The sequence below is a fragment of the Pseudomonas sp. DTU12.1 genome (assembly GCF_009873475.1).
Taxonomy (GTDB): domain Bacteria; phylum Pseudomonadota; class Gammaproteobacteria; order Pseudomonadales; family Pseudomonadaceae; genus Aquipseudomonas; species Aquipseudomonas proteolytica.
The window spans coordinates 4,968,536-4,991,487 of sequence record NZ_CP045254.1 but is presented as its reverse complement, the minus strand read 5'-3'; the positions used below and the strand labels follow the sequence as shown (position 1 = coordinate 4,991,487).

Here is a 22,952-nt window from a genome sequence, read left to right as displayed (position 1 = left end):
GATAGGTTGATTGACACAGCGCTATCGCAGGCAAGCCAGCTCCCACATTTTGATCGGCGTTGGGTTTACAATCGGGGCTTCTGATCAGGAGTATCCCCGTGCTGACTCATCTCGATTCCCAGGGCCGTGCCCATATGGTCGACGTCACCGACAAAAGCGTGACGTTCCGTGAAGCCGTGGCCGAAGCGCGGGTGCGCATGCTGCCCCAGACCCTGCAAATGATCGTCGACGGCGCCCACCCCAAGGGCGACGTGTTCGCCGTGGCCCGCATTGCCGGGATCCAGGCCGCGAAAAAGACCAGTGATCTGATCCCCCTGTGCCATCCGCTGATGCTGACCGGGGTCAAGGTCGAGCTGGCCGCCGAAGGGGAAAATACCGTGCATATCGTCGCGCGCTGCAAGCTGTCCGGGCAGACCGGCGTGGAGATGGAAGCGTTGACGGCGGCCAGCGTCGCCGCGCTGACCATCTACGACATGTGCAAAGCGGTGGACCGTGGCATGACCATCGAAAACATTCGCCTGCTGGAAAAACTCGGTGGCAAGAGCGGGCATTTCAAGGCGGACCAGGCATGAGTATCAACGTTTTGTTTTTTGCCCGTTACAGCGAAGCGGTGGGCCTCGATTCCATGGAGGTCGAAGGCGACTTCGCCACGGTCGATGCCGTACGCCTGGCGCTGGCCAGTGACCCAGAATTTGCGGTGCTCAACGAGGCCAGCCTGATGTGTGCGCGCAACCAGGAACTGTGTGGCCTCGACGAGCCTCTGCAGGCCGGCGACGAAGTGGCTTTTTTCCCGCCCGTGACCGGAGGCTGACCGTGGCTATTCGTGTGCAAGCCCAACCGTTCGATCCCGGCGCCGAAGTCAACGCCATGCACGCCGCCAATGTGGGTGTGGGCGCCGTGGTGAGTTTCGTCGGCTATGTACGCGACTTCAACGATGGCCTGGATGTGGCGGGGATGTTCCTCGAACACTACCCCGGCATGACCGAAAAGGCCCTGGCCAAGATCGCGGTTGAGGCCGAGCAACGCTGGCCGTTGCTCAAGCTCGAGGTGTTGCACCGCATCGGCGCCCTGGAGCCCGGCGAACCTATTGTGTTCGTCGCCGCCGCCAGTGCCCATCGACAGGCCGCGTTTGATGCTTGTGCGTTTGTGATGGACTACCTGAAGACCCGAGCGCCGTTCTGGAAGAAGGAAAACACCAGCGAAGGGGCGCGCTGGGTGGAAGGGCGGGCCAGTGATCATAGGGCGGCTGATCGCTGGAAGGCGTGAGTGGCCTTCCGTGTGCCCGTCACACCCTATCGTTTGGCCGCTGTATTGGACGAGTCCAGCAGCACGATCAACCCAGGCGACCAGGCGATAACATCGCCTCGGTCAGCCCGGCGCGCTGCAAAGGCTCGGGCAATCCGAGCCCACGCACCAGCGCCGCGCTGGCCTGACCCATCGCCGGCGAGGTCTGGATCCCGTAGCCGCCCTGGGCCGCGATCCAGAAAAAACCCTCTACCTGCGGATCAAAGCCGCATACCAGGTCGCCATCACTGACAAAACTGCGCAGCCCCGCCCAAGTCCGGGCTGGGCGGCGGATGGTCAGGGTCGTGGCCTCTTCAATGTGATAGATGCCCGTGGCGATATCCAGCTCTTCGGGCTGCACGTCGTGAGGTTCCACTGGGTCGGCGTTGGCTGGCGAGCCGAGGAACATTCCAGCGTCAGGCTTCATGTAGAACGAACCGTCGAGGGCCGCCAACTCCGGCCAGTCATGAATATCCAGCCCGGCAGGCGGGGCGAACACAAAGGCACTGCGGCGCTTGGGCTGCAGGCCGATTTTTTGTGCACCGGCCAGCTCGCCGATGGTATCGGCCCAGGCCCCGGCGGCGTTGATGATCACTGGCGCACTGTAGCGCTGTTGTGAGGTGCGCACTTGCCACTGGCCCTGACCGTCACGGTTGAGCTTTTGCACTTCACTGTCGGTATGAATAGCCCCGCCGTTACGCCGAATGCCGCGCAAATAGCCCTGGTACAACGCATCGGTGTCGATATCGCAGACGGTCGGGTCGTAGATCGCGCCATGGACTTTTTCCCGGCGCAGGATCGGCAGCATCTGCAGCGCTTCTTCGGTGTCCAGCAGGCGTGTTTCGGCTACCAGCGCCTTGGCGCTCAGGTATTGGCGCTGTAGCTCTTCTGGGTCGCCAAGCAGGTCCACCAGTACTTCGCCACGGGGCGTGAGCAAAGCGTGCTCGGTAAAACCTGCAGGCGGGTGATCGAAGAAGTCGCGGCTGCCCAGGGTCAGGGCGCGCACTTGTGGCGTGCCATAGGCGGCGATATAGAGGGCGGCGGAGCGGCCAGTGGAGTGATAGCCCGGCATGGACTCACGCTCCAGCACGATGACGCGGGCGTGTCGGGACAGCCAGTAACCGGCGCTGGCACCGGCAATACCGCCGCCGATGATGAGGTAATCAGCCTGGTTCATGTGGTCCTCCTTGAATTTGAAAGCGCTGAAGACAAATGTGGGAGCGGGCTTGCTCGCGAATGCGGTGTGTCAGTCAATCACTTCAGTGATTGTCACACCGCTATCGCGGGCAAGCCCGCTCCCACATAAGCCCGCTCCTGCACCCGTTTTAAGGGCGTTTGCGCTCCACGGCCCGCAACAGGTGCGTCGGCGGCGTTTCGCAACTGATCTTGCGGCCCAGCAGCGTCTCGATCGATGGCAACTGGTACGAGTCATCTTCCCCGGCAAAGCTGATCGACACACCCGCAGCGCCGGCACGCCCGGTACGGCCGATCCGGTGCACGTAATCGTCCGGTACTTCCGGCAGGGTGAAGTTGATGACGTGGCTGATGCCGTCGATATGAATCCCACGCCCTGCCACATCGGTGGCCACCAGCACGCGGATCTTGCCTTCGCGAAAGCCTTCCAGAGTCTTGATCCGCTTGTGCTGCGGCACATCACCGGACAACTGCGCAGCATTGACGCCATCGCGCACCAGGCGTTCTTCAATGCGCCGCACTTCGTCCTTGCGGTTGGCAAACACCATGACCCGCTCCCAGCCGTTATCGTTGACCAGGTTGTAGAGCAGCTTGTATTTGTCGGCACCGGCCACGGCATAGATATGCTGTTCGACGTTTTCGCTGGCGACGTTCAGCGCTTCGATCTCGACGATGGACGGGTCGGTGGTCCACTGCTTGGCGAGGTTCATCACGTCTTCGGTGAAGGTCGCGGAGAACAGCAGGGTCTGGCGCTCGTTTTTCGGTGGGGTCTGGCGAATGATCTGGCGCACTTGCGGGATAAAACCCATGTCGAGCATGCGGTCGGCTTCGTCCAGCACCATCACCTCGACCATGTCCAGGTGCACGTCGCCGCGCTGGTTGAAGTCGAGCAAACGGCCCGGGGTGGCGACCAGGATGTCGCAGTGCCGCGCTTCCAGGTGCTTGAGCTGTTTGTCGAAGTCCATGCCGCCCACGAACGTCATGACGTTGAGGCCGGTGTACTTGGTCAGGTCGGCGGCGTCCTTGGCGATCTGTACCACCAGCTCCCGGGTCGGGGCGATGATCAGGGCTCGAGGTTCACCCATGTAGCGCTCTTTGGGCGGCGGGGTCTGCAGCAGTTGGGTGATGATCGAGATCAGGAACGCAGCGGTCTTGCCGGTACCGGTCTGGGCGCGGCCGATGGCGTCTTTGCCGGCCAGGGTGAAGCCCAATACCTGTGCCTGGATCGGCGTGCAGTACGGGAAGCCCAGGTCCTGGATGGCGTGCATCAGTTCCGGGGCCAGCTTGAAGTCGTGAAAGCGCGTCTTGCCCTCTTGGGGCTCGACCACGAAGTCTTCCAGCTTCCACGGCTTTACCACCGGTTTTGGCGCGCGTTCGCGGCGCGGTTTTTCCGCACGCGCGGGTTCTTCTGCGGGCTGGGCGGCGACGGGTGCCGGGACAGCAGGCTTTACGGGCGGCGGTTTTGGCGAGGTAACAGGCGCTGTTCGGCCAGGCTGTTTACCGTCGTTGCGGCTGCCTGACGTCTGGACAGGGGCGCTGGGAACAGGGGCGAGTGGTTCAGCCTCGCTTTTACCGAACATCTTCTTGAGTGCTTTGAGCACGGTCATCTCATCAATTGGTTAAGGAATGTACGCCGGCCAGTGTAATGCAAGAATCGGGCGCGGCGTAGTGCGTTGGTCATGCGGCTACACAATGGTCGGTTTTCAGCCCAGGCGGCCGGCCAACCAGGTGCCGATGTCGCGGATTTCTTCGGGTAACACTTCGTGACCCATTGGGTATTCCTGCCATGTCACGGTGATACCGCGCTGCTTTAAATGCTCATAGGCGCTGCGGCCCATGGCGTTGAGCACCACTTCATCGTGCTGGCCGTGCAGGCACAGGGCCGGAATGCGCTGTTGGCTGGCGGACAGTTCCAGCTCATCGCTGAAAGTGGGTGCATAGGTGGAGAGGGCAAGCACGCCACCCAGGGCCCCTTGCCATTTCACAAACGCGGCGTGCAGGACCACGGCGCCACCCTGGGAAAAACCGGCGAGGAAAATTCGCGAGGCGTCTATCCCGCTGGCTTTTTGTTGCTCGATCAAATCGATGACCATTTTGGCCGATTCATCCAGCTGCTCACGGCTGATGGCCCGCGCCGGGCTTATGGCCAATATGTCGTACCAGCTTGGCATCTCGTAGCCCCCATTGACGGTCACCGCGCGGGTCGGTGCCTGGGGCAATACGAAGCGTGTGGACAGCAAGGTTTCCTGCAGCGCTTCGGCCACCGGCAGGAAGTCGTAGCGATCGGCACCCAGGCCATGCAACCAGATGACGCAGGCATCTGCGGGCTTGGCGGGCTGAAGAATCAAGGGGTCGGTCATGTGTGCTCCAAAAATGTGCGTGCGCGCCGATGGGAGGCGTCGGGGCAGTGCGTGGACGGTGGATCAGTTAACAGGATGTCGCATGGTTGACTGTTTTGCGACAGATCCTGGGCGCAAACGGCTCAGCCGACACTCTGGTACGGCGCTTGCTATGTGTAGGTCGATGTCAGAACTATCCGGGACGGTAACACTATCAGTGACTGCCGCCTCTGGGATAGCCGCTGCAATGACAGCGACAGCCTCTGCTGCTTGACCCCAAAAAAAGCCAACACGGGTCGATATCGCCTCACAAGGGTGGGCAGGGGTTCGAGCTCCGACACAACAAGAGCAACTGGAGGTTTGAATGAAGGTATTGAAGTCCACCCTGGCCATCGTGACCGCGGCGACCGTATTAGGGATCAGTGGCCTGGCCCAGGCCGGCGCCACCCTGGATGCAGTGCAGAAGAAAGGTTTTGTGCAATGTGGCGTCAGCGACGGCCTGCCGGGTTTCTCGGTGCCGGATGCCAGCGGCAAGATCCTCGGGATCGACGCTGACTACTGCCGCGCCGTGGCCGCAGCCGTGTTTGGCGATGCGACCAAGGTCAAGTTCAGCCAGTTGAATGCCAAGGAGCGTTTCACCGCGCTGCAATCGGGCGAAGTCGACATCCTGTCGCGCAACACCACCATGACCAGCTCCCGCGATGCGGGCATGGGCCTGAAATTCCCGGGCTTTATCACCTACTACGACGGCATCGGCTTTCTGGTCAACAGCAAGCTGGGCGTAAAAAGTGCCAAGGAACTGGACGGTGCAACCATCTGCATCCAGGCCGGTACCACCACCGAGCTGAACGTTTCCGACTACTTCCGTGGCAACAACCTCAAGTACACCCCGATCACCTTCGACACCTCCGATGAAAGCGCCAAGTCCCTGGAGTCCGGGCGCTGCGACGTGCTGACCTCCGACAAGTCGCAACTGTTTGCCCAGCGCAGCAAGCTGGCCGCGCCGAAGGACTACGTGGTGCTGCCGGAAACCATCTCCAAGGAGCCCCTGGGCCCGGTCGTGCGTAATGGCGACGACGAGTGGCTGGCCATCGTGCGCTGGGTAGGCTACGCCATGCTCAACGCTGAAGAAGCCGGTATCACCTCGAAAAACGTTGAAGCCGAAGCCAAGGCCACCAAGAACCCGGACGTCGCGCGTCTGCTCGGTGCTGACGGCGAATACGGCAAAGACCTGAAAGTGAAGAAGGATTGGGTCGTACAGATCGTCAAGCAGGTCGGTAACTACGGCGAAGTGTTCGAGCGCAACCTGGGCAAGAGCACTCCCCTGGAAATCGACCGTGGCCTGAACGCGCTGTGGAACAACGGTGGCATTCAATACGCACCCCCTGTGCGCTGATCGCTGATGGTTCTATCACCCGGTGGGCCAACCGCCGGGTGATGTTCTGTTCCATTATTTCTGGGGCACTCAATGCAAACTCAAATCGGCGCACCCAAGCAGAAGCTCAGCTTCAGCGATCCCAAAGTGCGCGCGTGGCTATTTCAGATCATCACCATCGTCGCGGTGGTTTCGTTGGGCTGGTATCTGTTCAACAACACGCAAACCAATCTTCAGCACCGGGGCATTACCTCCGGCTTTGACTTCCTGGAGCGCAGTGCCGGGTTTGGCATCGCTCAGCATTTGATCGACTACACCGAATCGGACAGCTATGCCCGGGTCTTTGTGATCGGCCTGCTCAACACGTTGCTGGTGACCGTGATCGGTGTGGTCCTGGCGACACTGCTCGGTTTCATCATAGGGGTGGCGCGTCTGTCACCGAACTGGATGATCAACAAACTGGCGACGGTGTATGTGGAAGTGTTCCGCAACATTCCGCCGTTGTTGCAGATCCTGTTCTGGTACTTCGCGGTCTTCCTGACCATGCCGTTGCCGCGCAACAGCCACAACTTGGGCGATACATTCTTTATGAGCGCCCGGGGCCTGAATATGCCGGCGGCGCTGGCGGCTGACGGTTTTTGGCCGTTTGTGGCCAGTGTCGGGGTGGCCATCGTGGCAATCGTGCTGATGGCGCGTTGGGCCAACAAGCGCTTTGAAGCCACCGGCGTACCGTTCCATAAGTTCTGGGCGGGCCTGGCGCTGTTCATCGTGATTCCGGCGTTGTGCGTCCTGATCTTCGGTGTGCCGCTGCACTGGGAAATGCCAAGGCTTGCGGGTTTCAACTTTGTCGGTGGCTGGGTATTGATCCCCGAACTGCTGGCACTGACCCTGGCGCTTACCGTCTACACCGCCGCGTTTATTGCCGAGATCGTGCGCTCGGGCATTGAGTCTGTGAGCCACGGCCAGACCGAAGCCGCGCGCTCCCTGGGCCTGCGTCCGGGGCCTACGCTGCGCAAGGTCATCATCCCGCAAGCGCTGCGGGTGATCATCCCGCCGCTGACCAGCCAATACCTGAACCTGGCGAAAAACTCATCCCTGGCCGCCGGCATCGGCTACCCGGAAATGGTCTCACTGTTTGCCGGCACGGTGCTCAACCAGACCGGCCAGGCCATTGAGGTCATTGCCATCACCATGAGCGTGTACCTGGCGATCAGCATCAGCATTTCCCTGTTGATGAACTGGTACAACAAGCGCATTGCGCTGATCGAGCGGTGAGGAAACCTGCATGACTTCCCATATTTTCAAACCTGACATGCCGCCACCGGACAAAGTGTTCGGGCCGATGGCGTGGATGCGCGCCAACCTGTTCTCCAGTTGGTTCAACACCCTGCTGACGTTGCTGGCGATCTACCTGGTCTACCTGGTGGTGCCGCCGATTTTGCATTGGGCGATCCTCGACGCCAACTGGGTCGGCACCACCCAGGCCGATTGCACCAAGGAGGGCGCCTGCTGGGTGTTTGTCCAGCAGCGCTTCGGGCAATTCATGTACGGCTATTACCCCGGCGACCTGCGCTGGCGCGTAGACCTGACCGTGTGGCTGGCGATCGTCGGTGTGGCGCCGTTGTTCATCTCGCGTTTTAAACCCAAGGCGATCTATGGCCTGGGCTTTCTGGTGTTGTACCCGATCATTGCCTTCTTCCTGCTGCACGGCGGGATCTTTGGCCTGACCAACGTCGCGACCAGCCAATGGGGCGGCCTGATGCTCACCTTGGTGATCGCCACCGTCGGTATCGCTGGCGCCTTGCCGCTGGGTATCGTGCTGGCGTTGGGGCGGCGCTCCAATATGCCGGCGATTCGCGTGATCTGCGTGACCTTCATTGAGTTCTGGCGCGGCGTGCCGTTGATCACGGTGCTGTTCATGGCGTCGGTGATGCTGCCGCTGTTCCTGCCTGAAGGCATGAACTTCGACAAGCTGCTGCGGGCGTTGATCGGCGTGATCCTGTTCCAGTCGGCCTACGTGGCAGAAGTGGTGCGCGGTGGCTTGCAGGCCATTCCCAAAGGCCAGTACGAAGCCGCGGCGGCGATGGGCCTGGGTTACTGGCGCAGCATGGGCCTGGTGATCCTGCCGCAAGCGTTGAAGCTGGTGATACCGGGCATCGTCAACACCTTTATCGCGCTGTTCAAGGATACGAGCCTGGTGATCATCATCGGCCTGTTCGACCTGCTCAACAGCGTCAAGCAAGCCGCCGCCGACCCGAAATGGCTGGGCATGGCTACTGAAGGCTATGTGTTCGCGGCCCTGGTGTTCTGGATTTTCTGTTTTGGCATGTCGCGCTATTCCATTCATTTGGAACACAAGCTCGACACTGGCCACAAGCGTTAGGAGTTGTTGTTATGAGCGAAGCGATCAAACAGCCGGTGAGCCCTGAAGGCATTATCCAGATGCAGGGCGTCAACAAGTGGTACGGCCAGTTCCATGTACTGAAAGACATCAACCTCAACGTCAAGCAGGGCGAGCGCATCGTGCTGTGCGGCCCGTCGGGTTCGGGCAAGTCCACCACCATCCGCTGCCTCAACCGCCTGGAAGAGCACCAGCAGGGGCGCATTGTGGTCGATGGCGTGGAGCTGACCAACGACCTCAAGCAGATCGAAACCGTGCGCCGCGAAGTGGGGATGGTGTTCCAGCACTTCAACCTGTTCCCACACCTGACCATCCTGCAGAACTGCACGTTGGCGCCGATGTGGGTGCGCAAGATGCCCAAGCGCAAGGCCGAGGAAATTGCCATGCACTACCTGGAGCGCGTGCGCATCCCGGAGCAGGCCCACAAGTTTCCGGGGCAATTGTCCGGCGGCCAGCAACAGCGCGTGGCGATTGCCCGGGCGTTGTGCATGAAGCCCAAGATCATGCTGTTCGATGAGCCGACCTCGGCCCTCGACCCGGAGATGGTCAAGGAAGTCCTCGACACCATGATCGGCCTGGCCGAAGACGGCATGACCATGCTCTGCGTGACCCACGAGATGGGCTTTGCGCGCACCGTGGCCAACCGCGTGATCTTCATGGACAAGGGCGAAATCGTCGAACAGGCGGCGCCGAACGATTTCTTCGACAACCCGCAGAACGACCGGACCCGGTTGTTCCTGAGCCAGATCCTGCATTAACACGCCCCCACTGTGGCGAGCCTGCTTGCTTGTGGCGAGCGGGCTTGCCCCGCGCTGGGCTGCGCAGCAGCCCCAAACCTCCCCCCTGGTTACACCTGACACTCCTCGGTGATGCTCTTTGGGCTGCTGCGCAACCCAGCGCGGGGCAAGCCCGCTCGCCACAACAAGCCCGCTCGCCACAAGGCGGTGCAGGGCATTACCATGGCTCCCTCGCGCACAATCCCGCCTTGAACCCGAGAGCATCATGCCCCGCCCAGAAAACGCACTTGAAGAATTGCTGATCGACGCCGAAGCCGATGATGACCAGGTGCAGCACAGTCAGCCGGTCGTCAACCGGGCCTGGCTGTTGCTGCTGGGGTTGGTGCTGGTGGCTTTGAACCTGCGCCCGGCATTGTCGAGCATGGCGCCGTTGCTCAACGACGTGTCCGAAAGCCTCGGCCTCTCGGCGGCCAGGGCTGGGTTGCTGACGACGCTGCCGGTCCTGTGCCTGGGCCTGTTTGCGCCGCTGGCGCCGTTCCTGGCCCGGCGCTTTGGCGCCGAACGGGTGGTGCTGGGGATTTTGCTGACACTGGCGGCGGGGATCATCCTGCGCAGTTCGTTGGGCGCTGTCGGGCTGTTCGCCGGCAGCCTGCTGGCCGGGGCCAGCATCGGCATCATCGGCGTGCTGTTGCCCGGGATCGTCAAGCGTGATTTCGCCCGGCATGCAGGGGTCATGACCGGTGTCTACACCATGGCCCTGTGCCTGGGCGCGGCGCTCGCCGCCGGGGCCACGGTGCCGTTGAGCCAGCATTTTGGCGACAGCTGGAAAATCGGCCTGGGCTTCTGGATGGTGCCGGCACTGCTGGCGGCGCTGTGTTGGTTGCCTCAGGTCGGACAGAAACAGGGAACCCATCAAGTGGCCTATCGGGTGCGCGGTTTGCTGCGTGATCCCCTGGCCTGGCAAGTCACGTTGTACATGGGCCTGCAATCCTCCCTGGCCTACATCGTGTTTGGCTGGCTGCCGTCGATCCTGATCGACCGTGGCTTGAGCGCGACCCAGGCCGGGCTGGTGCTGTCGGGATCGGTGATCGTGCAACTGGCCAGTTCCCTTGCGGCACCGTGGCTGGCCACCCGCGGCAAGGATCAGCGCCTGGCCATTGTGGTGGTGATGCTGCTGACCCTCGGCGGCCTGTTCGGTTGCCTGTATGCGCCGCTCGACGGCCTGTGGGGCTGGGCGATTGTCTTGGGCCTGGGGCAGGGCGGTACGTTCAGCCTGGCGCTGACCCTGATCGTGCTGCGCTCACGCGACGCCCATGTGGCCGCCAACCTGTCGAGCATGGCCCAGGGCGTCGGCTACACCCTGGCGTCCCTCGGCCCGCTGGCGGTCGGTCTGGTACACGACTGGACCGGTGGCTGGGCGGCAACCGGCTGGATTTTCGCGCTGCTGGGTGTGGGGGCGATCATCGCTGGCCTCGGTGCCGGGCGCGCCCGTTATGTTCACGTCGCCAGCGAGAGACTCTAGAGGTACACCACTTCCAGAGTCGCCGAGCCATCGAGGTCGGTTTCAACGCTCAAGTCCAGGTTTTTCCGGGCATTGATAACGGTGCTGATTTGTACTGTGGTGTTGAGGGTGGCAATTGCCGTCGGCCCGGCGGTACTGCCCTCGGTGTCGGTGAAACCCAGGTAGCTGGTGGCGCCAATGTCGACAGGGTTCAGGTTGGCCGTGCGCCAGCCCAGGCCGCCGGTGGTGGACTCGGTGCCGTAGATCTGCGCGCTACTGTCCGCCTGGGTCTGGCGCGGATCAAAGCTCATGGAGTAGAGGCCGAGCCGATTGCCCGCCGTGTCGAATCCCAGCCCGTAGTAGATTTCGCTGTTGACCGTGGCCGACCCGTCGCGGTTGTCGCGCATGCGCAAGGCATAGCGGCTGGGCCCGTTGCAGTCGATGCTGACCTGCAGGGTTTTGAGCGGCAGACGCGTGCCTTGCTCCAGATTCAAGTCTTGGCGGGAAATCTTGCCGTAGTCGATCAGGCCACTGCCGGATAACTGCGGCGTACAGGCGCGGGGAATGATCTGGCCCTGGACGCTCAGGTCGACCATCGACACGGCCACCGCCGATTGAGCGCAGGTCAGAAACAGCAGGCTGGAAAGGGCAACGGTTTTCATGGCGCATACCTCGCAGGGGCAAGTCACAGGTAGATGATTTCGATGGTGCCGGAGCCGTTGATATGGACCACCTGGCGCAGGTCCAGCGACTGCATGGGAGCCAGGTAAGTCTTGATCCGCACGGTGCCGGCCAGGGTCTGGATAGCCACTGGGCCGGTACTCAGGCCGCTTTTGTCGGTAAAGCCCATGTAGCTGTTGGCCGCCATCGGGATCTGGCGTGCGCTGGAGTTGCTCCAGGCGGCGCCGTTGCTGGTGGAGTCGGTCCGGTACAAGGTGCGCAGGGTATCGGCGCTGAACTCGGCGGGGTCGATGGTCAGGTAAAAACGCCCGATTTTGTTATGGCTGGCGTCCAGGTCCAGCCCATAGGCGGTTTCATCGGTGCCGCCGGTGGCCGAGCCGTCGCGGTTGTCATGCATGCGCAGGGCGAAGCGCGTCTGTGCATCGCAGGTGACACTCAAGCGCAGGGTGCGGATGGGCAATGGCGTTTCGGTGGTGGGGTTGAGGTTCTTGGCAAACAGGATGCCGTAGTCCACTACTCCCTGGTCCGACAACGCCGGCTGGCAGGCGACGGGGGCAAAGTGCGCACGCAGCGTCATCTCGCGGTAGCGCCCATGACTGGCGCTGTAGAGCATGCCGGGGACTTCCCAGGTGGTGGCATCGCGCACCCGGGTAGCTGCGGGGTCGGCCCAGGCGCGCAAGGTCAATTGCAGCGACAGGGTTTTGCCCATGCGCACGGCACCGTGTTCTATCGGCGCGATGCCATGCCCGGTGCGCCAGGTGAGCGTACTGGCGCTACTCACTGGCGGCTGGCCCATGGCAGCAATCAGCCCCAGCTCCACTGCCTGTCCGTCGAGTACGCCGTGACTGACCTCGATTTGGTAGCTGCCGTGCTCGGTAAACTGCAGGCGTTCAGCGGAGGCCGCCAGGGCACGGTAGAACAGGCTCAAGTCGTCGGCCTGGGGGCAACTGAACGTCAAGCTCAGCCGCCGCTCGCCCAGCAGGCGTTCGGGCGCGCTGTCGTTTTGGGCCAGGCGGCTCATCAAGCCAAAATCCACCGTGGGTTCGCTGAGGTTGAGTTGGCATTCCTCCAGCCCATGGGCGGTGCCGGCAATGCCGATCAATAGCCATAAACTCAGGTGGTGCAAGCGGGGAAGGGGCATGGCAGTCGTCCTCAAGGCGCGTGGCAACGGGCCGGGGCAGTTTCGAAGTACACCGAGGGGTCGGCCTTTTGCGCCAGCGTGTAGCGCAAAAGGCAGCGTTGACCTCCCGGCGAGGTTATCCACAGGGGCGGTTGATCGAGCACATTGGGCAGGAATACTTGGCTGCCTTCCTGGACCAGGGTGACGAACTCGCCCTCGGCAGTACTCACTGACGCGCCCGAGGGCAGTGGCGCGCCGTGGTCAGTGCTGACGGTCAGCAAGACGCGGCGGGTCAGGCTGACGCCAAAGTCCACCCGGTCCACTGCGCCGCGCCCGGCCTGGATCATCGCCAGGCCGTTACTGATGTCGGCGTTGCGCGGCAACGAGCGGGTCTGGACTTCCACGGGGCTGCGGCCATAGGCGCTGACTTGCGGCACCACGGCCTGGCCTTGCCAGTCGGTCCACACCGGGCCGCTGGGGGTACTGATGCGGATGCCGCTCATCTGGCCCACCGTCACCAGGGCGAAGGTATCGCGCACCGGATACGGTGAAAACGTGACGCCACCGTCATGCATCACCACCCCACCGCGCGCGCCGCCCTGATAGCTTGAGCGCTGTGCATCGGAGCGGCTGTAGCTCAAATCCAACTGGCTGTAGCGCGGCAACGCCGAGAGGCCCACGCTGGTTTCGACCTGACGATCGCGCGAGTCACGCTCGGCGCTGACCCGGTAGCTGAGTTGCTCGTCGATCTGTTCGGTCAGCCCCAGGCCGGTGCGGTTTTCGCCAGCGCTGTGGCGTACCCAGCCGCGCACCCGGCGCTGCTCGCCCAGCGGCGCGCTGATGTTCAGGTACACCGCGTTGTCTTGTTGCTGGGCCCCGCCCATTTGCCATTCGGCACTGGCCGATAGCGACACTGCGCCGATGTTGCTGCCCCAGGACATCAGGGCCCGGCTGCTGCTGTCCCCGGCAAAGTTGGCCGAGCGCGACAGCCCGGCGCTGAATGCGCCCAGCCAGGGATGGGACCAGCCCAGGTTGATGCTTTGTTGATCGCGATAGCGTGAGCGTTGCGAGTGCTGGTTGCGCGCGTAGGTGCTTTCTTCCAGCTCGCGATAGCCTGCGCTGCGCCAGGAATTACTGGTGCTGAAGGACCACTGGTCATTCAGGCGCTGGGCCCAGGAAAGATCCGTCTGCACCCCGGACACCTTTTCCCGCCCATTGGTATTGGACAGTTGTGTCGACAGCTGGACCTGGCTGTCCAGCCACGGTAGCCAGCCCAGGCTCAAGCCTGCGGAGCGGTACTCGCTGGCAGCCAAGACGCCGCTGCCCAGGGTCAGTTGCGGATGCACGGCCGCTGTCCAGCCGGCGCTCACCACCCACGGGTCGTCACCCTGGGCATCGCCGACATTGCGCACCCGCCCGGCGGCCACCGAGTAGCCCGGCGCCGGCAACCCGAGGCCGAGCATGGCCGCCGGCACGTTGAAGCGCCGCTCGCCACCGTCGCTTTCTTTGACCGTGACCTCGACGTCCGAACGGGTATTGAGACGGCGCACATCGTTCAGCGAAAAAGGCCCGGCGGGCACTACGGTGGAATGAATCAGCACGCCGTTCTGCCGCACCTCCACTTGCGCCGGGCTGTTGGCGATACCTTCGATCACGGCGCTCTGGCCTTGCTCTTGAAGGGCGTGCTCGGTGAGGACCTGGACGCCGGTGATCTGCGCCCCGGATAACACCGGGTTGTACAGGCTGATCTGCCCGGCCTGGAGCACCGCCTGATGGCTGGCGAACGTGCGTTGGGCGTAGGCCTCCAGGTGCGTGCTACGGGACTGGCCCTCCTGCCAGGTCTGCACCTGGCGGCTGCGCACGATCCAGTCGCCGGCGTTGAACCCCACTTCGGTGTTGGCCGAGCCAAAACGGCTGGCGTCATCGCCATAGCGGTTGTAGAAGCCTGTGAGGTCGTAGTTGAGCAAGCCGGCGAAGCCGCCGGTTTCATAGCCTGATATGTCTTGCAGCACCGGACGCAGGGCTTCGGTGGGCACCACCAGCGCCACGCTGAGTGTGGCCGGGTCCGGTTCCACCAGGGTCTGGGGAAATTGCGCGAGGAAGGCGTGGCAGCGCTCGGCGTCGTCCGGGATTATCAGGTTTGCGGCGTCGAGCAAGGCCCGGTCGAAGCACAGGTTGCCCTGTTGATCGAAACTCACCTCCAGCCGGCCACGCCCCTGGCCGTTGACCCGCAGGCTGACTGCATGCTGCCCGGCGGCAAAACGCGGGGCGTCCAGCAGCAGGCTGGCCAACTGCGGATCAATGCCACGCTGATGCAGGGTCTGGGCGTCGAAGCCGCTGGCCCAGGTTTGACTCGGCAGTAGCCCCCACAGCAGCAACGCCATTGCAGGTGCTGCGGGCACGGCTACGCCGTCACGGTAATTCAATACTGTTTTCACGCAAGGCACTCAAATGTTCAACGTCCCGGCCCGGTTGTTCCGGTGCTTGCGGGCATTGCGGTGACGGTCGATGCGCCGTCACTTGCTTAAGCCAGGCGCCGCCTCGTGGCAGGCGCCTGCAGGTGTCCAGTCAGAGGCTCAGAGGTGCTTCGTAGGCCTTGACGGCAAAGCCGTACACCGTGGCTGGTTGCAGCCTGACTTTAGTGGCCGGGCCGCCAGTGGCCGGGACGCTCAGGTTTTCGCCCGGCAACACATAGGTGCGCGGCAGCATCGCCTTGCCGTCGCCGGGCAGCAGCCGCAGATCCTGGGCCAGGCGCACCACATAGGGGGTGTCATTGTGTACGTGCAACCTGCCGTCGCGCAGGGTCCAGGTCAGGTCGGTCCAGGGCGTGCGGTTGAGTGGCAGGCCCTTGGGATGCACGATCACCGGCAGGTTCTGGCGCACGGTCACGCCGACGCGGGCGTGCCCGGCAGCAGGGGCGGCGCGGCCCTGGGGCATGCCTTCGAACACCGCCCGCTTGAGCCGTTGGGTGAGCAGCGGTGTCTGGTTTTGCAGGATGAAACGCACCAGCTGCGATTTGGACGCTTCTACCCGCGATAACGGCGGCGTCACCACCAGCAACGGCTCGGTGTCTTCGGGAATGTCTTGCAAGGTGACGTGCAGCAGCGACAGTTTGCTGTCGGTATTGGTCACCGACACGGCGGCTTCGCCATCGGCTTCGTAAACGATCACCACCGAGGTGTCGGGCACCATACCGTCGGCTTTGACGTGATTGCCGAGCACAAGCAGCAAGGCAATGAGACCGGCAGCGGTGGTTGAGAGGGTCGTGGTCATGACAGCAGGTTCCGTTGGTGCAACAAAAAGGGCGCGAATCAGAGGTAGCGCAGATCCAGGACGATGGAGCCATCCAGCGGCACTTCCTGATCCAGGGTCAGGAGGCGTGCGGCATTGATGGAGGTGTCGACCCACAACTGGGTGAACAGCTGGCTGATGAAATCCGGCTGGCGGTCGCCCGGCGGGGCAAAGCCCATGTACGCGTGGGGATGGGCGCCAGCCTGGGGTGTCCAGGTTTCGCCGTTGTCGCTGGAGGCCAGCACCTGCATCGGCTGTAAATCGCCGAGGGCTGCGCGATAGGACAGCTTCACGGCTCCCAGCATCTGGTCCGGGGCATAAATGTTGACGCCCAGGCCGAACGTGTCGGGGGCCGGCGCGGAGTCCTGGCGGTTGTCGATGCCCACCAGCGCAAACAGCATCGGCCTTTCGCAGATCACCGTCAGGTCCAGCTTCTGGCTGGGCAGTACCGTGGGTTCGTGGGTATTGAGCTGGTGGGTCGGGATCTCTCCATGCTCGATGGTGCCTAGGTCGGACAGCTCGATATGGCAGGCATCCGGCGTCAAGCGACCGGTCACCGTGAGGTCGACATGGGACAGCGCATTGGCCTGTGTCGTGATTGCCATACACAGCAGCACGGCTGCAACGTGGGCGATCACTGGCACAGGTGAGCGCCGCCCATGCCCGCAAGCGTTCTGGGCATGGGCGGCCATGGTTACAGGTACTTCACTTCGAGGGTGGCCGAGCCGTCGATGGTCACCTCATTGCTCAAGTCCAGGGAGTCGGTTCGGGCGATCGACGTGCGTACTTCCAGGCCTACCCGCAGCTCCTTGACCGGCAGCGGCTGGGTGTCGTCGTCCATCGAGGCGACCGACATGTACAGACTCGGCTCCCAGGCACTTTCCCGGTACCAGGTCTTGCCCTGATCGCCGGAGGCAATCGGTTGCACCACCACGCCGTCTTCAGCCACCGGGTTGAGCAGACTCAGGGTGTACCAACCGAGTTTCTGGTTATCGTTGATAAAGCCCAGGCCGTAGTCACTGGGCATCGCTGCCGAGGCGGCACGGTTGTCGATGGCATGCAGGGCGAACAAGACGGGGGCGTCGCAGTTGACCGTCATGTTCAGCAGGTGCGTGCCGATCAGCGTTGGGTTGTCCGCTCGCAAGTCCTTGGCGGAAATCTTGCCGTGATCGATCACCCCGCTACTGGAGAGGCCGGGAACGCAGGCGGCAGGAATAATCTTGCCCCTGACGACCAGTTCGACGGTCGAGGCGGCAAAGGCGGTGGCGCTACCCAGCAGCAGGGCGCTGGTGGCAAGCGTGGTCAATAGGGTTTTCATCGGAGGAGCTCCTTTTAAATGGGCCTGTTCAAGCCATCAGAGGTAATTGACTTGCACGGTGACGTGGCCATCCAGAGGGACTTCGTCAATAAGCGTCAGGCCGTCGGCGGGGGCAATGTGGGTGAAAAGCGCCAATTCCGCGTCCAGGTTCTGCACGGCAATGGGTACCAACTCGCGGCCTGCAGCGACGGCCGTCAGCGACATCGGGCTTATTACTGCGGCGGGGTGCCAGGTCACGCCGCCGTCGGTTGAAATAATCGAGTTGCGGCTTACGCCGTCGGCTATGAGTCCGTAGAAACCAAAGCCTGTACCCCCCAGCTTTTCACCGTCGGGGGTCATACCCAGGCCGTGATACATGTCGTGGTGAGCCGAGGAGCCCGAGCGGTTATCAATGCTGTTGAGCGTAAAAAAGGTCGGGCCATCGCAGTGCACATTCAACAGCAGCCTTTCATCTGGCAGAGGGGTGTAAGAATCGCTGTTGAGTTGCTTGACGGATATTTTTCCGAAGTCGACCATCCCATCACTGGAGACCAGCGGCTCACAAGCGCTGGGGGTGATCGAGCCCTTGATGGCCAGCTCTGTGTCACTGGCGGCCAACGCCACTGAGGCGGTGGCGTACAGCAGTGCAACCAGAGGTACTGCGCTGGAGAGTTTCATTCGATGGACCTTCCTTGTGGGTGAAACGGGAACTACAGGTACAGCACTTCCAGGGTGCCGGAGCCGTCGATGGAGACCTCATCGCTCAAGTCAAATTGATCGGCGCGAGCGATCGAGGTGTTGACATCCAGGCCCAGTACCAGTACTCGGGATGGCAGCAAAGCGCTGGCGTCGTCCATGGCCCCGGCGCCCCACAGCACGCCCAGTTCCCATATGTGTTCGGCAAACCAGGTGCGACCACCGTCTTCCGAAGCAATCGGCTGCACAGCGACGCCGTCGGCGGTCATGTCCTTGGGCGTCAGGTGGAAGCGCCCCAGCTTTTTGTCGCCATTGATCAGGCCCAGGCCGAAGTCGCGGGGGCTGGTAGCTGTACCGCTACGATTGTCGATGGGCTTGATCGCGAAAAGCGTGCTGGCCTCGCAAGTGATCGACAATTGCACGGTGGCCGTGGGCAGGTAAGTGGTGTTGCCCTGTACCAAATCCTTGGCCGAGATTTTTCCGTGATCGACGACGTTGCCACCGGCGAATGCGGGTGTGCAGGCGCTCGGGGTGATAGTCCCCCTGACGGCCAGTTCGATGGAGCTTGCGGCAAATACCGAAGGCGTGAACAGCAGGGTGAGCATGAGGCGCGAGGCAAAGTTTTTCATGGTTACAGGACCTGATTTGCGGCTGTTGGGAAGGCTTGGGGGGTGGTGCTCATCAGGTGTCGGGAGGCGTTCATTTCAATTGTCCATTGCAAGGCTGATCGATAAAAAAGATGCACGGCAATGCCTGGCCCCCAATGGGCTGGCAGTGTGCGGGGTGTTGTTTGTTGTGGCTGGCACGCCGAGTGGCAAGCCGTCCCTCTCCGGGGTGGGGCGCAATTTAGCGAGGGCAGGGCGGGGGGCAAATACAAAAAATACGACAATGGGCGGTCGTACGGAAATCCGCGGCAAGTCCGTAAGAATAGGTTTTCAGTGACGTAGGAAAGTTGTTTTTCGTAGTTGTTGTATCGGCGTCGGAGTATCCAAAAGGATATATTTTTGCCGCGATGATAGTCACCGGTGTCACTTAAGGCGCTGCACAGTGCCTTCCTGCCTATTACGCCAGCGCTGCCGGAGGTGACTCGGGGCTGCCTGCCTCCAGTCCGATCGCGCACAAGGGGTGCCCATGGGCTCTGTGGTACGTTCAACCACCGGCGAGGGCCGAGCGTCGCAGCCACCCCCCGCACCGCAGCTGAACGTACTGGTTGTGGATGATCATTCAGCCTATCGCGCGATGCTGGGCTGCTTTCTGCAAAAACTGGGTGTTGCCCATCAGTCCGTGGCCGATGGCCGCCAGGGCTTGTTAGCCGTTATCAACCGGCCTTCGGACCTGGTTATCAGCGACTGCCAAATGCCGGATATGGACGGTTACCGCATGGCTCGCGCCATTCGCCAGCACGAACGGCGCAAGGGGCTCAAGCGCGTGCCGATCATTGCCTTGACCGCCAATCTGCAAAACGACGACCCACAACGTTGCCGCGACGCCGGCATGGATGCCTGGTTGCTCAAACCGCTGGCGCTGGAGCAATTGCATGCGGTGTTGGTGCGCTGGCTGCCGGGTACTTTTTCGGCGTGGGGCCGGCCCTCTGCCGGGACATGGCCGACGCGTGCGCAGCTTGTGCAAACCTTCGGCAATGAGCAGGTCGTCGACCAGATGCTCCCCGGCCTGCTGGACGAAGCCTGGGAAGACTTCGCGATCCTGGAACAAGCCTGTTGCACCCTGAGTACTTTATTGACCGCGCAGCGCTTGCATCGCCTGGTAGGCAGTCTGGCGTTTTTGGGCGGGACGGACCTTGAATTAAGAGGGGTGAAGTTGATTGAGCTGGTTCACGCCGATGGCGTATTGGCCCACGCTCCGGCGCTGCAGGCATTCCGGGCGGACTTGCGGCGGTGTCTGGAATATTTGCGCAGTGTGTAAGCGCAGTGGGGAGTGACTTGTGTCGAGATGCATTTGGCAATCTGGCTGTCTGGTTTTTGGCTGTAGGGTGTTTCCTTTTGTTGTGTAGGGAAAGAATTGGTAACTACCAAACACGGGACGCCGCCTTAGGAGGCTTATCCTGAACGGTTGTTGAGGATCGCCAGCGGGGTTATTTTGCGCGGATTCAAGTTGCCATCATCCGTGGGTATCTATGCTTCGAGTAATTATTGCTGACGATCATCCCATTGTGCGTATCGGGCAGAGAGTGGTGATCGAGGCGAATGGTCGCTGCAAAGTGGTGGGGGAGGCCGACGGCCCCGACGCGCTGCTCAGGTTATTGAGTACCACGCCGTGCGATGTCCTGGTCACCGACTTCGCCATGCCTGGAGGGCAGCAGGCAGATGGTTATGGTTTGTTGAGCCTGCTGGCTCGGCAGTATCCCAACTTGCCGGTCATCCTGGTGACCATGTTCGCCAATGTCGCCACCCTGCGGGCCTCCCTCGCCCATGGCGCCCGCGCCATCGTTGCCAAGAGCGCTTCGGCCAGGGAGTTGCCACAGGCAATCAACGCCGTGATCGGCGGCCAGACCTTTGCCAGCGAGTGCCTGCGGGTACAACTGGTGGAAGCCGGGACGGGGGACCAGTCACAACTGCCGCAGTTGTCGGGCAAAGAGCGGGAAGTGGTGCGGATGCTGGCCAGCGGCTTGACCGTCAGCCAGATCGCCGCACGGGTCAATCGCAGTATTTCCACGATCAGCAAACAGAAAAGTACCGCGATGCAACGCCTGTGCATTTCCACCGATGTGGATTTGTTCGCCTATGCGCGTAATTGCGGGATGGTGCCTTAGGTGGGTCTTGGCAAGCCTGCTGTTGTGCTGAAGGGGGGAATAGGGGCTTTTTGTGGCGAGGGGGCTTGTCCCGCGCTGGGCTGCGCAGCAGCCCCAAACCCCAACCCCAACCGACCGAGGTTCTTCAGGCAAACCGAGTTGGCTGGTTTTGGGCCTGCTGCGCAGTCCAGCGCGGGGCAAGCCCGCTCGCCACGACAAGCCCGCTCGCCACGACAAGCCCGCTCGCCACGACAGGTCCGCTCGCCACGGCGCGCTCGACACGGGTACAGTGCTTGGCTTGACTACCTACTTTTGGAAGCTGCCCATGAGTGATGCCCATAACGCCCTGATCGTCGAGTTCTATCGTGCCTTTGAGCGTCTGGACGCTGAAGCCATGAGCGCCTGCTACACCGACGATGTGCTGTTCAGCGATCCTGCATTTGGTGAACTGCGTGGGCGCGATGCCGGCGACATGTGGCGCATGCTCACCACCCGGGCCAAGGACTTTTCCCTGACCTTTGACCAAGTGCGCAGCGACGACACCACCGGCAGCGCCCATTGGGTGGCGACGTACCTGTTCAGCCAGACCGGCAACACCGTGGTCAACGATATCCAGGCACGCTTTGTGTTCCGCGATGGCAAGATCTGCGAGCACCACGATCACTTTGACCTGTGGCGCTGGTCGCGCCAGGCGCTCGGGGCCAAGGGCCTGTTGTTGGGCTGGACGCCACTGGTACGCAACGCCGTGCGGGCACAGGCCTTGAAAGGCTTGAAAGCGTTCCAGGCCGGTCGTTGATAAGATTGGCGCTCTTTTCACCGGCCAGAATACTTTGTGAACAGTTCGCCTGAACCCGTCGTGCCGAAACCCTGGTTTGTGTACCTGGTCCGTGCCGCCAATGGCTCGCTCTATTGCGGCATCAGCAATGATCCGGTGCGCCGCTTTGCGACACATCAAAGCGGCAAAGGCGCGCGGTTCTTTCTTTCCAGCCCGGCGGTGGCGCTGGTGTATACCGAGGCCTGCGCGAGCAAGGGCGAGGCCTTGCGCCAGGAACGCTTGATAAAAAAGCTCAAGAAAAGCGCCAAGGAGTGCCTGGCGCGGGCTTATCAATCTGATTGATCGGTTCCCATCAGGCCAATGGGTAGGCCACTGCGTTTTTGCACGATAAGCTGGCGGTTCCTTCATCTGGCGGAGTCCGGAATGTCTGAGTTGATCCTGCACCACTACCCTCAATCCCCCTTCGCGGAAAAAGCCCGCCTGCTCCTGGGCTTCAAAGGGCTGTCCTGGCAATCGGTGACCATTCCCCCGGTGATGCCCAAGCCCGACCTGACGGCCCTGACCGGCGGCTACCGTAAAACCCCGGTGCTGCAGGTCGGTGCGGATATCTATTGCGACACTGCGCTGATCGCCCGCCGCCTGGAGCAGGAAAAGGCCACGCCCCCGCTGTTTCCCGAAGGTCAGGAGTTGGTCAGCCAGAGCTTTGCGGCCTGGGCCGATTCGGTAGTGTTTTCCCACGCCGTGGCCCTGGTATTCCAGCCTGAATCCCTGGCCGTGAAATTTGCCAAGGTGCCGCCGCATTTGCTGCAGGTACTGGTTGCAGACCGCAGCAAGATGTTCGGCGACGGTACTGCCACCCGCGTGCAACTGGACGTGGCCCTGCACCAGTGGCCGGCCATCATTGCGCGGCTGGAGCAACAGTTGCAGCGTCAGACGGGGGATTTCCTGTTTGGCGAGCCGTCGATTGCCGACTTCTCCATGGCCCATCCGCTGTGGTTCCTCAAGGGCTCGTCGGTGACGTCGCCGCTGGTGGATAACTATCCGGTTGTCGGCGCCTGGCTTGCTCGGGTGCTGGGCTTTGGGCATGGCACCGCCAGCGAGATGAGTGCCAGCCAGGCACTGGAAATCGCCCGTGATAGTGCGCCTGCGGCGTTGCCGGCTGAGGTGTTTGAAGATCCCAACGGGTTCAAGGTGGGCCAGCCAGTGAGCATCGCTGCGACCGACTATGGTGTCGACCCGGTGGTAGGCGAGTTGATATTTGCCGGTCGCGAAGAACTGATCCTGCGCCGCGAAGATGAGCGCGCCGGCACCGTGCATGTGCACTTCCCGCGATTGGGGTTCGGTATCCAGCAGCTGTAGGTTGGATTAGGTGTATCTGTGGTGCAGGTTGGATATTTCAGTGGCAAGGGGGCTTGTCCCCCGTTGGGTTGCGCAGCAGCCCCAATAAGACCCGCCAAGGTTTATCAGATACACCGAGGTGGCAGGTTTTGGGGCTGCTGCGCAGCCCAGCGG

General features: G+C 62.2%; 24 protein-coding genes. 13 read left to right on the top strand and 11 right to left on the bottom strand.

Annotated elements, in window-relative coordinates; all coding sequences use genetic code 11:
- Positions 1–98 precede the first annotated feature (98 nt).
- From moaC to moaE, 3 genes are read left to right on the top strand one after another with little or no spacing between them, the layout of a single operon-like run.
- The gene (moaC, locus tag GDV60_RS22060; RefSeq protein ID WP_029297921.1) at positions 99–572 is read left to right on the top strand and encodes a cyclic pyranopterin monophosphate synthase MoaC; all 474 of its coding nucleotides are present in this window, start codon (positions 99–101) and stop codon (positions 570–572) included.
- Positions 569–811, top strand: a complete 243-nt coding sequence (gene moaD / locus GDV60_RS22055; RefSeq protein ID WP_092238139.1) for a molybdopterin converting factor subunit 1 — start codon at positions 569–571, stop codon at positions 809–811. The genes moaC and moaD overlap by 4 nt, the downstream gene beginning before the upstream one ends.
- 2 nt (positions 812–813) lie before the next feature.
- Positions 814–1,266, top strand: a complete 453-nt coding sequence (gene moaE, locus GDV60_RS22050; protein WP_092238136.1) for a molybdopterin synthase catalytic subunit MoaE — start codon at positions 814–816, stop codon at positions 1,264–1,266.
- A gap of 67 nt (positions 1,267–1,333) precedes the next feature.
- Here the strand turns inward: moaE and GDV60_RS22045 are convergent, their stop codons facing one another.
- From GDV60_RS22045 to GDV60_RS22035, 3 genes are all read right to left on the bottom strand, one after another.
- Positions 1,334–2,461, bottom strand: a complete 1,128-nt coding sequence (locus GDV60_RS22045; RefSeq protein ID WP_159908758.1) for an FAD-binding oxidoreductase — start codon at positions 2,459–2,461, stop codon at positions 1,334–1,336.
- A gap of 148 nt (positions 2,462–2,609) precedes the next feature.
- Complete coding sequence (rhlB, locus tag GDV60_RS22040; RefSeq protein WP_092238130.1) at positions 2,610–4,085, bottom strand: ATP-dependent RNA helicase RhlB; 1,476 nt, start codon at positions 4,083–4,085, stop codon at positions 2,610–2,612.
- A gap of 96 nt (positions 4,086–4,181) precedes the next feature.
- Entirely contained in the window at positions 4,182–4,838 is a 657-nt protein-coding gene (locus tag GDV60_RS22035; RefSeq protein ID WP_159908756.1) for an alpha/beta hydrolase, read from the bottom strand.
- Positions 4,839–5,181: 343 nt separating this feature from the next.
- On the opposite strand from GDV60_RS22035, the gene GDV60_RS22030 reads away from it, so the two are divergent.
- The 5 genes from GDV60_RS22030 (at position 5,182) to GDV60_RS22010 (ending at position 10,852) form a co-directional block, all read left to right on the top strand.
- Positions 5,182–6,213, top strand: a complete 1,032-nt coding sequence (locus GDV60_RS22030; protein ID WP_029297935.1) for an amino acid ABC transporter substrate-binding protein — start codon at positions 5,182–5,184, stop codon at positions 6,211–6,213.
- 72 nt (positions 6,214–6,285) lie between these two features.
- Positions 6,286–7,467, top strand: a complete 1,182-nt coding sequence (locus GDV60_RS22025) for an amino acid ABC transporter permease (protein ID WP_092238124.1) — start codon at positions 6,286–6,288, stop codon at positions 7,465–7,467.
- Positions 7,468–7,477: 10 nt separating this feature from the next.
- Positions 7,478–8,575 carry an amino acid ABC transporter permease gene (locus GDV60_RS22020; protein WP_159908754.1) on the top strand — a complete coding sequence of 366 codons (1,098 nt, stop codon included), beginning with the start codon at positions 7,478–7,480 and terminating at the stop codon, positions 8,573–8,575.
- A gap of 11 nt (positions 8,576–8,586) precedes the next feature.
- Positions 8,587–9,351 carry an amino acid ABC transporter ATP-binding protein gene (locus tag GDV60_RS22015; RefSeq protein WP_029297941.1) on the top strand — a complete coding sequence of 255 codons (765 nt, stop codon included), beginning with the start codon at positions 8,587–8,589 and terminating at the stop codon, positions 9,349–9,351.
- A 244-nt stretch (positions 9,352–9,595) separates the two neighbouring features.
- A complete protein-coding gene (locus tag GDV60_RS22010) occupies positions 9,596–10,852 on the top strand; it encodes a CynX/NimT family MFS transporter (RefSeq protein WP_104910868.1) in 1,257 nt (418 codons plus the stop codon).
- Here GDV60_RS22010 and GDV60_RS22005 read toward each other — a convergent pair.
- The 8 genes from GDV60_RS22005 to GDV60_RS21970 form a co-directional block, all read right to left on the bottom strand.
- Positions 10,849–11,493 carry a DUF1120 domain-containing protein gene (locus GDV60_RS22005; RefSeq protein ID WP_159908752.1) on the bottom strand — a complete coding sequence of 215 codons (645 nt, stop codon included), beginning with the start codon at positions 11,491–11,493 and terminating at the stop codon, positions 10,849–10,851. The genes GDV60_RS22010 and GDV60_RS22005 overlap by 4 nt on opposite strands.
- A 23-nt stretch (positions 11,494–11,516) precedes the next feature.
- Positions 11,517–12,653, bottom strand: a complete 1,137-nt coding sequence (locus GDV60_RS22000) for a DUF1120 domain-containing protein (RefSeq protein ID WP_159908750.1) — start codon at positions 12,651–12,653, stop codon at positions 11,517–11,519.
- An 11-nt stretch (positions 12,654–12,664) separates the two neighbouring features.
- A complete protein-coding gene (locus tag GDV60_RS21995) occupies positions 12,665–15,016 on the bottom strand; it encodes a fimbria/pilus outer membrane usher protein (protein WP_178121367.1) in 2,352 nt (783 codons plus the stop codon).
- A 184-nt stretch (positions 15,017–15,200) separates the two neighbouring features.
- Positions 15,201–15,905 carry a fimbria/pilus chaperone family protein gene (locus tag GDV60_RS21990; protein ID WP_159908748.1) on the bottom strand — a complete coding sequence of 235 codons (705 nt, stop codon included), beginning with the start codon at positions 15,903–15,905 and terminating at the stop codon, positions 15,201–15,203.
- 38 nt (positions 15,906–15,943) lie between these two features.
- Entirely contained in the window at positions 15,944–16,615 is a 672-nt protein-coding gene (locus GDV60_RS21985) for a DUF1120 domain-containing protein (protein WP_133714558.1), read from the bottom strand.
- Positions 16,616–16,617: 2 nt separating this feature from the next.
- Positions 16,618–17,241: a DUF1120 domain-containing protein gene (locus GDV60_RS21980; protein WP_092238105.1), complete on the bottom strand. Its 624-nt coding sequence runs from the start codon at positions 17,239–17,241 to the stop codon at positions 16,618–16,620.
- A 36-nt stretch (positions 17,242–17,277) separates the two neighbouring features.
- Positions 17,278–17,898 (bottom strand): DUF1120 domain-containing protein, encoded by a 621-nt coding sequence (locus GDV60_RS21975; RefSeq protein ID WP_092238103.1) that lies wholly within the window; start codon positions 17,896–17,898, stop codon positions 17,278–17,280.
- Positions 17,899–17,930: 32 nt separating this feature from the next.
- Positions 17,931–18,545: a DUF1120 domain-containing protein gene (locus GDV60_RS21970; protein ID WP_092238100.1), complete on the bottom strand. Its 615-nt coding sequence runs from the start codon at positions 18,543–18,545 to the stop codon at positions 17,931–17,933.
- A 502-nt stretch (positions 18,546–19,047) separates the two neighbouring features.
- On the opposite strand from GDV60_RS21970, the gene GDV60_RS21965 reads away from it, so the two are divergent.
- The 5 genes from GDV60_RS21965 (at position 19,048) to GDV60_RS21945 (ending at position 22,799) form a co-directional block, all read left to right on the top strand.
- Positions 19,048–19,839, top strand: a complete 792-nt coding sequence (locus tag GDV60_RS21965) for a response regulator (RefSeq protein ID WP_159908746.1) — start codon at positions 19,048–19,050, stop codon at positions 19,837–19,839.
- A gap of 211 nt (positions 19,840–20,050) precedes the next feature.
- Positions 20,051–20,686, top strand: coding sequence for a response regulator transcription factor (locus GDV60_RS21960; protein ID WP_029297509.1), 636 nt, complete (start codon positions 20,051–20,053; stop codon positions 20,684–20,686).
- A 304-nt stretch (positions 20,687–20,990) separates the two neighbouring features.
- Positions 20,991–21,461: a nuclear transport factor 2 family protein gene (locus GDV60_RS21955; protein WP_159908744.1), complete on the top strand. Its 471-nt coding sequence runs from the start codon at positions 20,991–20,993 to the stop codon at positions 21,459–21,461.
- 36 nt (positions 21,462–21,497) lie between these two features.
- On the top strand, positions 21,498–21,782 hold the full coding sequence (locus tag GDV60_RS21950; protein WP_133714553.1) for a GIY-YIG nuclease family protein: 285 nt from the start codon (positions 21,498–21,500) through the stop codon (positions 21,780–21,782).
- 81 nt (positions 21,783–21,863) lie between these two features.
- Positions 21,864–22,799 carry a glutathione S-transferase family protein gene (locus tag GDV60_RS21945; protein ID WP_159908742.1) on the top strand — a complete coding sequence of 312 codons (936 nt, stop codon included), beginning with the start codon at positions 21,864–21,866 and terminating at the stop codon, positions 22,797–22,799.
- The last annotated feature ends 153 nt before the right edge of the window (positions 22,800–22,952 follow it).

What these genes read in the sequence shown, in the direction of transcription:
- moaD (WP_092238139.1), top strand. Translation starts at nt 569, where the DNA reads ATGAGTATCAACGTTTTGTTTTTTGCCCGTTACAGCGAAGCGGTGGGC.
- GDV60_RS22045 (WP_159908758.1), bottom strand. Translation starts at nt 2,461, where the DNA reads ATGAACCAGGCTGATTACCTCATCATCGGCGGCGGTATTGCCGGTGCC.
- rhlB (WP_092238130.1), bottom strand. Translation starts at nt 4,085, where the DNA reads ATGACCGTGCTCAAAGCACTCAAGAAGATGTTCGGTAAAAGCGAGGCT.
- GDV60_RS22035 (WP_159908756.1), bottom strand. Translation starts at nt 4,838, where the DNA reads ATGACCGACCCCTTGATTCTTCAGCCCGCCAAGCCCGCAGATGCCTGC.
- GDV60_RS22030 (WP_029297935.1), top strand. Translation starts at nt 5,182, where the DNA reads ATGAAGGTATTGAAGTCCACCCTGGCCATCGTGACCGCGGCGACCGTA.
- GDV60_RS22025 (WP_092238124.1), top strand. Translation starts at nt 6,286, where the DNA reads ATGCAAACTCAAATCGGCGCACCCAAGCAGAAGCTCAGCTTCAGCGAT.
- GDV60_RS22020 (WP_159908754.1), top strand. Translation starts at nt 7,478, where the DNA reads ATGACTTCCCATATTTTCAAACCTGACATGCCGCCACCGGACAAAGTG.
- GDV60_RS22015 (WP_029297941.1), top strand. Translation starts at nt 8,587, where the DNA reads ATGAGCGAAGCGATCAAACAGCCGGTGAGCCCTGAAGGCATTATCCAG.
- GDV60_RS22010 (WP_104910868.1), top strand. Translation starts at nt 9,596, where the DNA reads ATGCCCCGCCCAGAAAACGCACTTGAAGAATTGCTGATCGACGCCGAA.
- GDV60_RS22005 (WP_159908752.1), bottom strand. Translation starts at nt 11,493, where the DNA reads ATGAAAACCGTTGCCCTTTCCAGCCTGCTGTTTCTGACCTGCGCTCAA.
- GDV60_RS22000 (WP_159908750.1), bottom strand. Translation starts at nt 12,653, where the DNA reads ATGCCCCTTCCCCGCTTGCACCACCTGAGTTTATGGCTATTGATCGGC.
- GDV60_RS21995 (WP_178121367.1), bottom strand. Translation starts at nt 15,016, where the DNA reads ATGGCGTTGCTGCTGTGGGGGCTACTGCCGAGTCAAACCTGGGCCAGC.
- GDV60_RS21990 (WP_159908748.1), bottom strand. Translation starts at nt 15,905, where the DNA reads ATGACCACGACCCTCTCAACCACCGCTGCCGGTCTCATTGCCTTGCTG.
- GDV60_RS21985 (WP_133714558.1), bottom strand. Translation starts at nt 16,615, where the DNA reads ATGGCCGCCCATGCCCAGAACGCTTGCGGGCATGGGCGGCGCTCACCT.
- GDV60_RS21980 (WP_092238105.1), bottom strand. Translation starts at nt 17,241, where the DNA reads ATGAAAACCCTATTGACCACGCTTGCCACCAGCGCCCTGCTGCTGGGT.
- GDV60_RS21975 (WP_092238103.1), bottom strand. Translation starts at nt 17,898, where the DNA reads ATGAAACTCTCCAGCGCAGTACCTCTGGTTGCACTGCTGTACGCCACC.
- GDV60_RS21970 (WP_092238100.1), bottom strand. Translation starts at nt 18,545, where the DNA reads ATGAAAAACTTTGCCTCGCGCCTCATGCTCACCCTGCTGTTCACGCCT.
- GDV60_RS21965 (WP_159908746.1), top strand. Translation starts at nt 19,048, where the DNA reads ATGGGCTCTGTGGTACGTTCAACCACCGGCGAGGGCCGAGCGTCGCAG.
- GDV60_RS21960 (WP_029297509.1), top strand. Translation starts at nt 20,051, where the DNA reads ATGCTTCGAGTAATTATTGCTGACGATCATCCCATTGTGCGTATCGGG.
- GDV60_RS21955 (WP_159908744.1), top strand. Translation starts at nt 20,991, where the DNA reads ATGAGTGATGCCCATAACGCCCTGATCGTCGAGTTCTATCGTGCCTTT.
- GDV60_RS21945 (WP_159908742.1), top strand. Translation starts at nt 21,864, where the DNA reads ATGTCTGAGTTGATCCTGCACCACTACCCTCAATCCCCCTTCGCGGAA.